At 65.8% G+C, this 14,197-nt stretch carries 14 protein-coding genes; 6 read left to right on the top strand and 8 right to left on the bottom strand.

Annotated elements, in window-relative coordinates:
* Positions 1-95 precede the first annotated feature (95 nt).
* Both AC5WS7_RS11120 and AC5WS7_RS11115 read right to left on the bottom strand, forming a co-directional pair.
* The gene (locus AC5WS7_RS11120; RefSeq protein ID WP_495954333.1) at positions 96-710 is read right to left on the bottom strand and encodes a methyltransferase family protein; all 615 of its coding nucleotides are present in this window, start codon (positions 708-710) and stop codon (positions 96-98) included.
* A 289-nt stretch (positions 711-999) separates the two neighbouring features.
* The gene (locus AC5WS7_RS11115; RefSeq protein WP_495954332.1) at positions 1,000-1,143 is read right to left on the bottom strand and encodes a hypothetical protein; all 144 of its coding nucleotides are present in this window, start codon (positions 1,141-1,143) and stop codon (positions 1,000-1,002) included.
* A gap of 270 nt (positions 1,144-1,413) precedes the next feature.
* On the opposite strand from AC5WS7_RS11115, the gene AC5WS7_RS11110 reads away from it, so the two are divergent.
* Positions 1,414-1,743: a Scr1 family TA system antitoxin-like transcriptional regulator gene (locus AC5WS7_RS11110; RefSeq protein WP_495954331.1), complete on the top strand. Its 330-nt coding sequence runs from the start codon at positions 1,414-1,416 to the stop codon at positions 1,741-1,743.
* Positions 1,740-1,946: a DUF397 domain-containing protein gene (locus AC5WS7_RS11105; RefSeq protein WP_495954330.1), complete on the top strand. Its 207-nt coding sequence runs from the start codon at positions 1,740-1,742 to the stop codon at positions 1,944-1,946. The genes AC5WS7_RS11110 and AC5WS7_RS11105 overlap by 4 nt, the downstream gene beginning before the upstream one ends.
* Before the next feature lie 365 nt (positions 1,947-2,311).
* Here the strand turns inward: AC5WS7_RS11105 and AC5WS7_RS11100 are convergent, their stop codons facing one another.
* Positions 2,312-2,626, bottom strand: a complete 315-nt coding sequence (locus tag AC5WS7_RS11100) for an SDR family NAD(P)-dependent oxidoreductase (protein ID WP_495954537.1) — start codon at positions 2,624-2,626, stop codon at positions 2,312-2,314.
* Between the two features lie 92 nt (positions 2,627-2,718).
* Here AC5WS7_RS11100 and AC5WS7_RS11095 point away from each other — a divergent pair, with 92 nt between their 5' ends.
* Together AC5WS7_RS11095 and AC5WS7_RS11090 are read left to right on the top strand one after the other, a co-directional pair.
* Positions 2,719-3,639: an SAM-dependent methyltransferase gene (locus AC5WS7_RS11095; RefSeq protein ID WP_495954329.1), complete on the top strand. Its 921-nt coding sequence runs from the start codon at positions 2,719-2,721 to the stop codon at positions 3,637-3,639.
* 373 nt (positions 3,640-4,012) lie between these two features.
* Positions 4,013-7,276, top strand: a complete 3,264-nt coding sequence (locus tag AC5WS7_RS11090) for a protein kinase domain-containing protein (RefSeq protein ID WP_495954328.1) — start codon at positions 4,013-4,015, stop codon at positions 7,274-7,276.
* A gap of 160 nt (positions 7,277-7,436) precedes the next feature.
* On the opposite strand, the gene AC5WS7_RS11085 is transcribed toward AC5WS7_RS11090, so the two are convergent.
* The 4 genes from AC5WS7_RS11085 to AC5WS7_RS11070 form a co-directional block, all read right to left on the bottom strand.
* Positions 7,437-8,246, bottom strand: coding sequence for a class I SAM-dependent methyltransferase (locus tag AC5WS7_RS11085; RefSeq protein ID WP_495954327.1), 810 nt, complete (start codon positions 8,244-8,246; stop codon positions 7,437-7,439).
* A gap of 11 nt (positions 8,247-8,257) precedes the next feature.
* Positions 8,258-8,908, bottom strand: a complete 651-nt coding sequence (locus tag AC5WS7_RS11080) for a winged helix-turn-helix transcriptional regulator (RefSeq protein ID WP_495954326.1) — start codon at positions 8,906-8,908, stop codon at positions 8,258-8,260.
* Between the two features lie 421 nt (positions 8,909-9,329).
* The gene (locus tag AC5WS7_RS11075; RefSeq protein ID WP_495954325.1) at positions 9,330-9,887 is read right to left on the bottom strand and encodes a hypothetical protein; all 558 of its coding nucleotides are present in this window, start codon (positions 9,885-9,887) and stop codon (positions 9,330-9,332) included.
* Position 9,888: 1 nt separating this feature from the next.
* Positions 9,889-11,631, bottom strand: coding sequence for a DEAD/DEAH box helicase (locus tag AC5WS7_RS11070; RefSeq protein ID WP_495954536.1), 1,743 nt, complete (start codon positions 11,629-11,631; stop codon positions 9,889-9,891).
* Positions 11,632-11,789: 158 nt separating this feature from the next.
* Here AC5WS7_RS11070 and AC5WS7_RS11065 point away from each other — a divergent pair, with 158 nt between their 5' ends.
* Together AC5WS7_RS11065 and AC5WS7_RS11060 are read left to right on the top strand one after the other, a co-directional pair.
* A complete protein-coding gene (locus AC5WS7_RS11065) occupies positions 11,790-12,500 on the top strand; it encodes a TetR/AcrR family transcriptional regulator (protein ID WP_495954535.1) in 711 nt (236 codons plus the stop codon).
* A gap of 152 nt (positions 12,501-12,652) precedes the next feature.
* A complete protein-coding gene (locus AC5WS7_RS11060; protein WP_495954324.1) occupies positions 12,653-13,687 on the top strand; it encodes an alpha/beta hydrolase in 1,035 nt (344 codons plus the stop codon).
* A 92-nt stretch (positions 13,688-13,779) separates the two neighbouring features.
* Here the strand turns inward: AC5WS7_RS11060 and AC5WS7_RS11055 are convergent, their stop codons facing one another.
* On the bottom strand, positions 13,780-13,974 hold the full coding sequence (locus AC5WS7_RS11055) for a DUF7455 domain-containing protein (RefSeq protein ID WP_067664704.1): 195 nt from the start codon (positions 13,972-13,974) through the stop codon (positions 13,780-13,782).
* Positions 13,975-14,197 lie beyond the last annotated feature (223 nt).

Raw genomic sequence — 14,197 nt, 5'->3', positions numbered from 1 at the left:
CGACGAGGTTAGCCTCGCCTGTGGAGGTTAGCCTCGCCTTATGTATAGCACGGATTTGCGCGCTCGAGAACCGTCTCGTACCGATCGGATCGCGCTCACACCCGGATCAGCGGTCCCGCGAACGGCACCAGCGCCGGAACGCGACGCCGGTAGCTGCGGTAATCGTCGCCGAACGTATCGATCAGCATGTTGTCCTCCACGTGCACGCGGCGCAGCAACCAGGCGGTGACGAAGACGAGCAGCACGATCGCGGATCCGAATCCGGCCAGCAGGGTCAGGCCGATCATGAGCCCGAGCAGACCCGTGTAGATCGGATGCCGCACCAACTGATAGGGCCCGCCGGTGCGCAGTTGATGGTCCTGCTGGATCATCGGCCGCCCGGCCCACATCGTGCCCAGGGCCAGCCGGGCCCAGACCATCAACACCGCCGCTGTGATGATCAGGACGGCTCCGATACCTTGCAGAATCGCGACCTTCCAGGTGATCGGCGCCCAGAGCCCGTGGGGCAGCAGGTGAATCACGACGCTCAGTGCGACGATGCCGACGATCATCCACGGCTCGGGCAGCAACGTCCGCGCGAAATGCCAGATCTTGCCGCGCACCCCGGTCGGCCGCACGGCGGCGAACCACACCGCGGTCCCCAGCCACACCAGCCCGACGATATCGACACTCCAACCGGCCGCTGTGGCCAGCGCATCCACAATTGTCATGCATCGAGAATGCGCGGGTGAGACGGTCGCGGGACACCACCCGTCAGCTGATCTCTCTCCACCCGCGGGTGGATATCGGTGGGTGAGCGGCGGTCGCGGCCCGAGGGCTACCAGCGCTCGCATTGCTCCTCGCGCTTACGTGTACGGCGTTCTCGGGTCAGGCGTTGAAGCGCGCGGACAGATCCTTCGCGACGGCGGGGCGGATGTGATGTGCTCGTCACTGAACCGCAGCGCCGCGAAATCGTCCTGTTGCCAAGCTCGCCGCCTGCGCGCGCCCGAAGTCCGGTCATCAGAAACCCAGGTGGGGGACGTCGGCGGGAACGAGCCGGCCGGCTTCGATCAGGCGCTGTTTCGCCTGGGCCTTGACCTGGCAGACCGCGGCCGGGCATTCCAGGTGCTTCTGCATGATCAGATGGGCGTATTCGATTGTCATGATGGGCAATCGGTTGTGGTTCATTACTGGAATGTCGTACATGGAATACTCCGGGTTGGTATTGGGCAGATTGGAATACCCGACGGCCAAGGCCGAATGAACTCGGATACAAGAGAATTCGAGTTGTGGAACATCCTGGCCGCCGGGGCGAGATCAGTAGTACGCTGCCGAAGAACGCACCGGAAGCTTTCCAGGCACGAATTCTGGAAAATACTGTGCCGCTTCCAAAATGACGTTCTGAACCCATTCCAAAATGCGAGTCGAAGGGGAGTGAGGTCAGGTAATGACCGGTTCGGCCGTGCCACGGCGGATGTTGGGGCGCCGAACATTTCGATTCGGATCGTTCCGCACCGCATCGGAAGCCACCTGGGCTTACTCACCGGTTCCTTTGTGCTGATGGAGTTTTCATCGCACAGTATTTCCCGGTTGGCCGAGCCGCCCGTAGTCTACGTGCAGGGGTACACCGGCGCGCTCTACCTGGACCAGGAGTCTGAAATCGCTCAGTACCGACAGGCGTTGTCGCGGATCGACCGAGTAGCATTGGACGAAAACGAAAGCAGGGAACTGCTTTTGAAGGCAGCAAGGGAGTATCTGCCATGACTGTAGAACCAAGTGGTGCAATATGGTTCAAGAGCACCAGATCCGCCAGCCAGGATACGTGCGTCGAGGTAGCCCACCTCACCGGCAACACGGTCGGCGTCCGCGACTCCACGAACCCCACCGGCCCCGCCTTGGTTTTCGCTCCCGCCGCCTGGGACGCCTTCGCGGCCGCTCTCCGGTCCGGCCGGTACGACCTACCCTGACTCCCGAGAACCTCGTAGACGCGAAACCCATAGGGAGCCAACTAATTTCACTCCGACTGCCCGACTTGTTCGGCCGGGCGAGCGGAAAATTCCTCTCGGTGACCAGCCATCCGGCGGGCGAAGCTCCGATCTCACGGATGTGAACCTTCCCGATGCTCGGGGCGAAATCGCAGCCGCGGGATCCCCATGGCCGCCGTCGGCGGTAGCTTGCCGTCCGATCGAATCCGCCTGCGCTGGGAGCGCATGCTCACCGCGGTATTCGCGCCGCTATTCGAGCTCGGCCGGCCGGGACCGGGACGAGGGTGACCGCGGGGACGAGCCGGCCTCGGCGAACGGCGTGTCGCTGCCGCCCGGCTGGATCACTCTCACCCAACCCCGAACGGTTTCAGCTCGTGCCGCGGAGCGTCGCTCACCGATTCCACAGCACGCTTGCTCACGGCGTAAGCGTCCATCCCCGGCATCCTGATCCGTCCGGCGACCGAGCTGACGCTGACGATCCGGCCCCGGCCACGCTCCCGCATACCCGGCAGCACACGCTGTATGACACGCGGCGCACCCACGACGTTCACCTCCAACTGTCGCCGTAGCGCCTCGGGCAGCTGTTCCAGTGGGCTGACCGGCGAAATGCCCGCGGCGTTCACCAGGACATCGACCTCGGCGGCACCGCCGGCGTGGCGGATACCGCGACTACGGCGGGTCGGCGCGTACTACCGCCCACGCTGATAGCCAATTGATTGCTGTATGGGTGACCAGGCGAGTAAATTGACCCCACATGACGAGCGCGAGCGAGTCCGTGGGAGCAGTATCAGCGCAGTGGGACATTGTCACCGGCGTGGGATTCACCGCACTCGCCGTCGCGGCGGGCCGGGCGATGGAGACCCATCGCGACGGTGGATTGGTGTCCGATCCTTATGCGGAGGCGTTCGTGCGAGCGGCCGACGCGCCGATCGAATTGCCGACTCGGCCGGATGAGGTCGAGGAGGATCCCGACGTTCCCTGGGCGACGATGGCCCGCTACATGGGAGTTCGGTCGCGGTATTTCGACGAATACTTCAGCGCGGCGACGACCGAGGCGTCGCAAGCGGTTCTGCTCGCCGCGGGGTTGGATACCCGCGCGTTCCGCCTGGACTGGCCTGCGGGTACGGCGGTCTACGAACTGGACGCGCCGAAGGTGCTGGCATTCAAGGACCGCGTCCTCGATGAGCACGGTGCGCACCCGCGTGCGGATCGACGGACGGTTGCGGTCGATTTGCGAGAAGAGTGGACAAAGCCGTTGCGAGCGGCCGGTTTCGACCCGTCCCGCCCGTCGGCCTGGCTGGCCGAGGGATTACTGCCTTTCCTCCCGAACGCCGCGAAACAACATCTGCTCTCCGCGGTCGACCAGCTCACCGCCGCAGGCAGCAGCATCGAATTGGAGTACGTCGCCGACCTCGCGAGTCTGCGCCGAGACCCGGAATTCCAGCAACGCCGTGCCCGCATGTCCGAGAAAACCGGCTTCGACATCACCCAACTATGGCCGGACGAGGAAGAGGACTTCCCCGTCGACGCCTGGTTGCGCGAGCACGGCTGGACGGTGACCGTGGAACATGTCGACGACGCGGCCCAACGCTACGGTGCCCGGTTCCCGGAACAGTCCATGTTCCCGGCTCGCGGAGGCCGGTTCGTAACGGCCCGCAAACCAGGCGGCGCGTAGTGCCGGATCGGTCGAGATGTGTCCGATGATCGTGGCTCGGCCCGAAAGCCGGTGTCCTCGCCGGTCTTCCACGTTCTCGCCGGCGGTGGCCCCGACACCCGGCCGGTGTCGTGGGCCTGCCGGGCCAGCCCCATTCCCTGAGGCTGAAACATGTTGGCCTGCAACACTTCCGCCGATGATCAACCCGCCACCCAGCCGCCGGTTACAGCGTCAACCCTTCCGGACGCGGCACCAGCGACGATCGCCCTCGTGAGAGCAGCGAAGTCTGCCGGAGCATCCGATCCGGGTGGCACTGATGGTCTGCGGGGATACGCTGGGTGAGCAACAGATATGTCGATACTCCGGTCAAGATCGATGGACTTGGGCGAATGGGATGGAGATCAATGATCCGCTGAGGACTCGAAAGGCGGTCGCACCACAGATCACCGAGGAGTTGCGGGCGGCGGGTTTCGACAACGCGGAAGAGATCGGGCGGGGCGGATTCGGTGTGGTATATCGATGCACCGAAATCAACCTCGACCGCATTGTCGCGGTGAAGGTTCTGGACTCCGACTTCGGGGAAGAGGACCGCGCGCGGTTTCTGCGTGAGCAACGGGCAATGGCCCAGTTGACGGGCCACCCGAACATTGTCGGCGTGCTGCAGGTGGGCGTGACGGACGGTGGTCTCCCTTACCTGGTGATGCCCTACCACGCACACGGCTCGCTCGAGCTGCAGATCCGGCGGCATGGCCCGCTCTCGGTGGTGCAGGCGGTGCGACTGGGTGTGAAGATCGCCGGTGCGCTGGCGACAGCGCACCGCCGGGAGATTATTCACCGTGATGTCAAGCCGGCCAACATTCTGCTCACCAATTACGGCGAACCGGCCCTGGCCGATTTCGGAATCGCGCATATCGCCGGTGGTTTTCGCACCTCTGCCGGCACCATCACGGGATCTCCGGCCTATACCGCCCCAGAGATACTTTCCGGCGATGAGCCGACTCCGGCATCGGATGTCTACGGTCTCGGGGCGACGCTGTTCACCGCGCTCTCCGGTTACGCGGCGTACGAGCGCCACAGTGGCGAGCAGGTGGTCGCGCAGTTCCTGCGCATCACCAGTCAGCCCGTGCCCGACCTGCGTGCGCACGACATTCCCGGGGAGTTGGCGGAGATAGTCGAGTCGGCGATGTCCGGCGACCCGCTCCACCGCCCGGCCGCCGAAGCTCTCGGTGAGCAGCTTCGGCGATTCCAGTCGGCCCACGACTTTCCGGTCGACGAGATGGCGCTGCACACCGAATCCCCGGCTCAGCGCAATGCGCCGGAGCCGTCCGGATCTCGCCCGCCGATGCTGTCCTCGCGTCCCGGTAGGGCGAAAAATCTTCCGGTCGAGCTGACCAGTTTCATCAACCGCCGCGCCGAGTTGGCGGAGGTGAAGAATTTGCTGTCCGCATCGCGGCTGGTGACGCTGACCGGCATGGGCGGCGTCGGTAAAACCCGGCTCGCGGTGCGTGCGGCCTCGAGCGTGCGGCGCGACTTTCCCGATGGCACGTGGCTGGTCGAGCTGGGAGAGCTCCGGGATCCGTCGCTGCTGATGAATGTCGTTGTGGCAACCCTCGGCATACACGACCGGGCGCCGGATCCGTTGCAGGATCTGCTGCTCGGTTTCTTCGGCCCGCGAAAGAGCTTGCTGGTACTGGACAACTGTGAACACGTGGTCGCCGCGGTGGCCGCGCTGTCGACGACGCTGTTACTGGCATGTCCCGAGCTTCGAATCCTTGCCACCAGTCGTGAGTCGCTGGACGTACGAGGCGAAGCCGTGATGCGGGTCGATCCGCTGGCAGCCCCGGCCGCGGATTGGGAGGCATCCTTACGCGGGTTGCCCAAATACGATGCCGTGGCACTGTTCGCCGAACGCGCGTCCGCGGTAGTTCGGGGCTTCGAGATCAGCGAATCCAACAAGGCCGATATCGCAATGATCTGTTCCCGGCTGGAAGGACTCCCGCTGGCGATCGAGCTGGCCGCCGCCCGGCTGCGGACTATGTCACCGGCACAGATTCTGGAAAGGCTGACCGACCGGTACGCGTTGCTGACCCGAGGCAGTCGAGACGTACCCACGCGGCAGCAAGCCTTGCGCTGGAGTATCGACTGGAGTTACGAGTTGTGTACCGAGGCAGAGCAACTGCTGTGGTGCCGGCTGTCAGTGTTCGCCGGTGGTTTCGAGCTGGATGCCGTCGAACAGGTGTGCCATCCCGACTCGATTGTGCAGAGCCCGCTCGAGACATTGTCCGCGCTGGTCGACAAGTCGATTGTCGTGCGCGAGGAGACGAACGAAGTCGTCCGGTTCCGGTTGCTCGAGACGTTGCGCGAATACGGTATCGATAAGCTGCGCGCGCGTGGCGAATACGTGCGGCTTCGCCGTGCGCACCGCGACTGGTACGCACAGCTGACGAGTGCGGCGGCGGCCGCGTGGGTCAGTGACCGGCAACTCGACTGGATCGAACGTCTCGACCGCGAGCAATCGAATCTGCGCGATGCACTCGAATGCTGCGTGATCGACGAGAGTGCGGAAGCGGCGTCCACCGGACTGCGCACGGTCAACGCCCTCATCCAGTACTGGCAAGTTCGCGGCCGATACAGCGAAGCCCGGCGATGGAGCGACCGCATGTTGAGCCATCCGGCGCAGCAGTCACCGGCCGATCGCGTCGAGACGCTTTCTCTCAGTAGCTCGATCGCCATATTGCAGTCCGATCTGGAGCGGGCAGGCGCGCTCACCGCGGAGGCACGCGCCATCGCCGATCACGTATCCGACCCGATGCCACGCGCACTTGCCGATATGGCCGATGCATTGCAGGTCATGGCCCGTGGTGAGTTCACCCGTGCATGCTCCGCACTGGAAACGGCCGCCGAAGTGTTCGACTCGCTCGGGAACCGTCGTCTGCACGTTGCCGCACTGGCCATTCTCGGCATGGCGTATCAAGCCCACGGTGATTCCGCACTGGCGATGGATCGGCTGGAGCAGATCATCGCCATCACCCAGGCCAGCGGGGAGACGATGCAGCGGAGTTACGCATTGTTGATGATCGGGCAGTCCGTATGGCAGGAAGGTGACCCGGTCCGGGCGCGGCGGCTGTTCGAGCAAGCGCTGCAACTGAACTGCCGCTTGCGCAGTCCGGTCACCACTGCGGCGGGACTCGAGGGACTGGCCTGGATTGCCGCCCGGCAGGGCGATGCCGAGCGCGCGGCCATCCTGCTGGGAGCCACCGATGAATTGAGCCGTTCGATCGGCACCCGCATCGTCGCCTTTCCTCCGGAGGCGGCGTACCACGACGAATGTGTACGAACAGCGCAACGCGGTCTAGGACAGCAACGATTCGATACGGCATTCCGGAATGGGCGCGCGATGACGAGCGACGCGGCAGTCGCGTTCGCATTGGGCGACCGTCCCGTCGCCGGCACACCGCCGACGGAATTGACGAAGCGCGAACGCCAGGTCGCCGAACTGATTGCCCGCGGAATGACGAATAAACAGATCGCCGCCAAGCTGGTCATCTCCCAGCGGACCGCGCAAGGCCATGTGGAGCACATCCTGACCAAGCTCGGATTCACCTCTCGCACTCAGATCGCGGCCTGGGTTATCGAACGCGCCAATGCCGATGGCTGAAGGTGCACGCGCCGCTGGGCGTGGTCCGGCGAGCCGGTCTTCGTCAGGGAACCTTGCCGGGCTCCGAAGTTCCGGCCCGGCAATCCGCTCACCCGGCCACCGGCACGCCGCCATGAGGTCCGGCTACTGCCGGTCGCCGTGAACCGGTCTGCCAGCGGTTCTAGGTTGCCTGTGCGATGGCCTGGATCGCTCGAAGGCGTCCATCGGCGAGGGCTTCGATGAGGTTGTCGACGCGGGTCTCGAAGTCGGGGACGAAGATGTGGAGTCCGAGCGGGCCAGGGGGCAGCGCGCGCACCATTCGCATCGTGGTTACGGCCGTTTCGGTGAGGTCTGCCCAGTGTTCGATGGTGAATCCGGCGTCCTCGACGGTGGCGCGCAGCCCGGCCGGAGTTACCAGGTGGCTCTGGCTGGGTTGATCGGACCAGGGCATCGGGTAGTCCGGTTCGCCGTGCTCACCGGAGGTGATGTCCCACAAGGCAAGTCGCCCACCGAACGACAGCACGCGGCGTGCCTCCCGATAGAGGAGGTTCTTATCGGCCACGTTCATCTGGACGTGCTGGCTGAAGACCACGTCGAAGGAGGAGTCGGTGAACGGGAGGTCGGTGACATCTGCCCGCCTGACGATGATTCGGTCGTCCAGGCCGACCAGGCGATTGAGCCAGCGGGCTGTGTCGCAGTAGCTTTCGGCCAGATCGATTGCCGTCACCGTGCATCGGAAGCGGGCGGCGAGGTACCGCGCGGTGCCACCGATGCAGGTGCCGGCATCGAGGACGCTGCTGTCTGGCGCGATGCCGAGCAGGTCCGCGAGTTGCTCGGTCGCGATGCGTCCGCTGGTGTGGAAGTCCTCCAGCATCCCCAGGTCTGCGGCCTGGAGGTGGTCCAGGTCCTTTCCGGCCGCGATGAGGGCTCGTTCGATGTCCGGCCGTGATGAGCCGGTTTCGTAGTGGGAGGGGATACGCGCACGTGTCATGTCTGCTTCCTTCACTGGGGTGCTCCGGGTTGGCTGATCGGGCGTAGTCGATCGAGAGCATCGCGCCTGCCGAGCGTGGTGAGCCCGAGCGCGGTGGCTTCGTCGAGGTCTATCAACCCGGTGAGCAGTCCGAGGACGGCGCGGGGTGGGCCTTCCACGGTCAGGTCCGGGTCGGTGGCGCGGCCGACCCTCGTGTCGACTCGGCCATCGCCGAATTCGACGACCGCGTGTTCGCCGGACGCGATCAGTTGGATGGTCAGTGGCGGGCCGTCGGGATCGGCGTCGACGGTGAACCACGCCGGCGCATAGGCGAGCCACTGCGCCCGGAACGTGTCGCCGGGCCGCTCGGTGGCCATGAATCGCATGCCCCACAGGCCGAGCGTCCGCAGTGTGGGTTCCAGCGCCCGCCCGGTCTCGGTCAGTTCGTAGAGGGTGGTCGCGACAGGGGGTGGCGCATCGATGCGGTGAATCAGCCCGTTCTCCTCGAGCTCGCCCAGCCTGGTCGACAAGAGGTTGGTGGCAATAGTGGGCAGCCCGTTCTTCAGGTCGGTGAATCGACACGATCCCTGGATGAGCAGCTCACGCACGATCAGGAGCGTCCAGCGGTCGCCGACCAGGTCGAGAGCCCGGGCGACCGAGCAGTATTCACCGTAGCTGCGCATACGATCAGCGTATCCGTGAAAGTAGAGTGAATCAACTTATAAGTTGAGTTTTTCTACTTTGCATGATGTTCGACTGTGACTTGCGCTGGGCCGGCACCGCTGGTGCTGACCTGCTGGTGTCCGTTTACGGTCAACCTCGATACCGCCCTGGTCGAACGTCGCCCTGCCGATGTTGGGCCCTGCCCCGGACCTCGCAGCACATCTGCCCCCGTGGCTGCGTCGGGCAATCGGGGGCACAAGGACATCTTTGCGGCGGCTTGATGGTGTTCGATGCCGCGAGCTTCGGTGGCGGCTCTTCCAATGAGAGTCGGCGTCGTACCCGGCGGCCCAGGATTTGGCTTCGTCGCAGGACCGCGCCACGGGTCCGCGTTGATCCAGTGCGTCGGCGCGGTTGTCGGCTGATCGTGAGCCGCCGTCCACGCTACCTGGAAACGCCGAAAAACGTTGTGGGGTCGAGGGAGGCGATGGGCGTCCAGCGTGGCGCCGGTGTGTTCGCCGGCTGTGACCGCTCGGCGGCGGGGAGGCGGTAACCCTGCAGATCCAATGCCAGCCATGGGTTTTCGTCGATCTGCCGGGCCAGGGCGTAGCAAGTGGCCAACAGGTGCAGGCAGCGGGGGGTGCGAGCGGTGCAGGAGCAGTCGGTGAGGTGGAGGGCAGGGGCCACGGTGATTCCGGCGGTGCGCAGGGCCGCATGTGTGTTGTCGCCCAGTTCCACTGTGTCCGTGGGGATTCGAGCGGCTATCTCGGCAACCGCGGCGGGGGACAGCGGCTCGAGTTCCAGATATGTGACCGATGCCTGCGAGCCGCGATGGATGCTTGCTCGGACCGAGGTGCCGTCGATGTCGAGCTGGACGCCGCCGTTGCGGGCGATGCTGCGGGCGCGGGGGAGGAGGGGTTCGGGTCGGGTCGTGCGCAGAGGTTCGGCGAGGCGGACCCAGTCCATGCCCCAGGCGGTGTATCCGAATTCGTTGTCGGGCATGTCAATTTCCTCGCTTGCGACGCAGAATGGTGAGCAGGCGGTCGTCGTCCAGACGGGACAGTTCTGCGATCGTGTTGCTGTCGGGATCGGCGTCGGTGGTGAGGTCGGCCAGCGCCGATTTACGGGTGTGCATGTTCGCGATGTGTTCCTCGACGGTCGTTCCGGTGGTGAGAGTGGTGACGGTGACCGTGCGGGTCTGCCCGATGCGGTGGGCGCGATCGGAGGCCTGCGCCTCGACGGCGGGATTCCACCAGCGGTCGTAATGGATCACGTCGGCCGCGCGGGTGAGCGTCAGCCCGGTACCCGCCGCCCGCAGGCTCAGAATGAGCACCGGCGGCCCGCCGGGCGACTGGAACCGCGTCACGATCCGCGTGCGTTCATCGGTGCCGAGCCCGCCGTGGAAGAACGGTGCGGCGACGCCGAGATGTTCGGCGCAGTGCCGAACCAGCAGCTCACCGGTACGGCGGAACCGGGTGAATACCAGGGTCGGCGCACCGAGTTCGACATTGTTGGCAAGGACGTCGGCGCAGACGTCGAATTTCCCTGAGCGCCGGGATAATTCGCCGAGATCGCCGGAGATCAGGCCGGGGTGGTTACACACTTGGCCCAGCGCGGTGAGCACCGCCAGCACGCGCGAATGCCGCTGGGCGCCACTGCCGAATCCTTCGGCCTCGGCCCGATCGAGCAGTTCGTCGTAGATCCGCGCCTGCTCGTCGGTCAGGTCGCAGATCAGGTCGCAGTGGATCTTCGGCGGCAGTGTCGCGGCGACCTGAGATTTCTTGCGGGTCAGCACGATGGGTTCGAGGGTGTCCCGCAACCGCAGCGCCGCGTCTGCCGAGCCCTCGTGAATGGGCCGCACGAACCGCCGCCGGAACTGGGCCTTGTGCGTGAAAGCCTGCGGCACAACGAGGTTGAGCAGCGCCCACAACTCGTCCAGATGGTTCTCCACCGGCGTCCCGGTCAGCGCCACCCGCGCCCGCGAGCTGAGCGACCGCGCGGCCCTCGCCACCTGGGTGCGCGGATTCTTCAACACCTGCGCTTCATCGAATATCGCTGTCGTCCAAGCATGTTCGCCCAGCGGGCCGGCATGAGCGCGCAACGTCGGATAACCGGCGACCACGACGAGATCCGCCGCGCGAGAGGGCAGCTCGCCCCCGCGCCAGGCGACCGGCCGCAGACCGGGCGCGAAACGTTCGATCTCGTGCACCCAATTGCTCACCAGCGACGTCGGGCACAGCACCAGTTGCGGCCCGTCCGCCGCCCGGCCGAGCAGAAACCCGATGGCCTGCACCGTTTTCCCCAGGCCCATCTCGTCGGCCAGGACCGCGCCACCGTGCACGGCGGTGGTCTCCCGCAGCCAGGCGATGCCGCGTGCCTGATAGGGCCGCAGACGCGCGTGCAGGGTCGTATCCAGTTCCGTGCCGACCGCCAGCGTGCCGGTGAGCGCGCGCACTGCCCGGTCGGCCGAAATGATCCCGGTCCCAGTGGCATTCGGCACCGCATGCGCGGCGGGCGGCAGCTCGTTCGCATCGGCGCGGCCGTCCAGAGCGGCGCGCCACGCGCGTACGGACGGGGTGCGCCGCGCGGTGGTGAGCTGATCCGGTTCGACCAGCGTGCAGGCGACCTGGGTGACCGCGATATTCCCCGTCGCCGAGGGAATCGCAAGTGCGATGCGGTCCGGCTCGCCCGGTCCGGAGGGTGCGGGGCCGGGGCGCTGCCCGGTCCAGGTCCACAGGGCGAACATGTGCCGGTCGGGCAGATAGGTGGCATGCGTGGTGGGCAGGGCGTCCCTCACTTATCGGCGTACAGCGTACGATGTAGAGTAACGCCGTACAGTGTACCGAAATTCCAGGGAGTGGCGACGTGCCCGAAGAATCAGCCCTCGACCAGGCCGCGCGCCTGATGAGCCTGCTGTGGCGCGATGCGTTGCCCCGCCCGGCGCGAGCGCGTGGACCGCGGCAGGGGCTGTCCGTGGACGCGGTCGTGCGGGCCGGTATCGCGATCGCCGACCGCGACGGGTACGACCGGGTGTCGATCCGCACGGTCGCCGCCGAACTGGGAGTGCGACCGATGAGCCTCTACACCTATGTGCCCGGGAAGGATGCGCTGATCATGCTGATGGTCGACGCGGTCGCCGCCGAGGACGCTCCCATCGATACGACGCTGCCGGTGCGCGAGCGCATGGCGGCGATAGCCCGAGGAGTGCGGGGTGAACTCCTGACCCACCCGTGGTTGCTGGAGGTGCCGCCGTGGCGTCAGGTGCTCGGGCCCGGCCGCATCCGCCGATTCGAACGTCAACTCGCGGCCCTGGACGGCTCCGGGTTCGACGATCTGGAGATGGACCGGGTCATCGCGGTGCTGTCCGAATTCGCCACCGGTAACGCTCGCATGGCCGTCGCCGCGGCGCGCAGCGCGCGGGAGATGAGCGACGCGCAGTGGTGGGAAGTACACGGCCCGCTGCTGACTCAGGTCATGCCCGAGGCCGACTACCCGCTGTCGAGCCGGGTGGGCGCCACGGTCGGTCAGGCGTATCAGGCTCCCGGCGATCCCGACGGTGCGTTCGACTACGGGCTCGATCGGTTGCTGGACGGTATCGAGAATCGTCCGCGATAACCGAATACTCAGATGCGAAACAGTCGAATGACCTATCTGCGTGCCGCGACGAGATAACTCGATATTTCCGATACGGTGGCTCGCTGTTAGCCAGCGCGGTCGACAGGAAAGGCGCGGAGTTGATATCTCGTCGGATAGGTCGCGGCACCCGAATGGCGGCGATCGCAGCGGCCACCCTCTTCCTCGTCGCGGTCGGCCTCGAGACCGGAACCGCCGACGCGCACGCCGATCCGATCATGACGTCCGGTTCGCTGCTGGGCGACCGGTCCGCGCCAGACGGTTCACGGGTGCAATCGGCGAGTCTGCTCGGCAAACGCGACCTGCGGCTGATGGTGTATTCGGCCGCGATGGGCAAGGCGTTCCCGGTCAACGTGCACCGTCCCGCCGACGCCTCCGTCCCGCGCCCGACCCTGTACCTGCTCAACGGCGCGGGCGGCGGCGAGGACACCGCGACCTGGGATCACAACACCGATATCGTCTCCGGATTCATGGCCGACAAGAACGTCAACGTGATCCAGGTGATCGGCGGTAGGTGGAGCTACTACACCGACTGGATCAAAGACGATCCGCATCTGGGCCGCAACAAGTGGCGGACGTTCTTCACCGAGGAGTTGCCGCCGATCATCAACGCGGCGCTGGGCACCAACGGCGTGAACGCGATCGCCGGGATTTCGACCTCGGCGACCACGGTGCTGGCGCTGCCGATCGCGAAACCGGGGCTGTATCGCGCGGCCGCCTCGTACAGTGGCTGCGCTCAGACCAGTGATCCGGTCGGTTCGAGGTTCGTCAGGCTGACCGTCGACGTGTGGGGCGGGGGTAACGCGGACAACATGTGGGGGCCGGACGGCTCGCCCGAATGGGTGGCCAACGATCCCTATGTGCATGCCGCCCAGCTGCGGGGCCTGAACCTGTACGTCTCCTCCGGCAACGGACTGCCCGGCCCCTACGACACGCTGGACGGCCCGTACGCGCTGCCCGGTGTGGGCGGGCTGGCCGACCAGGTCGTCATCGGCGGGGTCATCGAGGCGGGCGTGAACTACTGCACACATAATCTCGCCACCCGGCTCGGGCAGTTGGGCATTCCGGCGACGTTCAACTTCCAGCCGTCGGGCACGCACTCGTGGGGCTATTGGCGGGAGAACTTCATCAGGTCCTGGCCGGTTCTCGCCAAGGGCCTGGGCGTGTAGCACCCGCCGGACGGGAAACGGGCGGCCCCGACAGGGGCCGCCCGTATGCGTACTTCGGAAGATTGAGTTGTCGAGCGGACGAGAGGAGCTGATTACAGCGCCGGTGCCGACTCCGTATCGATCACGGCCTCGAGCTCGCGCAGACGCTCCATGTGCTCGTTGGCGTGATGCTGGCAGAAGAGCAACTCACCACCGGCAGGAAGGACTGCGCGTACACGTGCCGCCGCCCCGCAGCGGTCGCACCGGTCGACCGCGGTCAGTGGGGTGCTAGTCAGGGTTCCTGGCATGACTCCTCCGTCCTGGCTCCCGGTGCAGAAGACCGTTCGCCTGGGTGTGGGGCCCGCGGTCTACTCCGCGAGCTCGCTGCCGCTACTTCCCAGCAGTGGTATTGACTACTCTGTCAGACGTTTGGGACGGGGGCTTTGTTCCCGAGAATGTTTCACTGTGTTTTCCGTAACATGACCAGGCGTTTCGCTGTACGCGAACATGCCCGTACGAAGCGGTCCCACA

Source organism: Nocardia sp. PLKS1-43, assembly GCF_059510335.1.
This window is presented reverse-complemented; position numbering and strand designations above follow the sequence as displayed.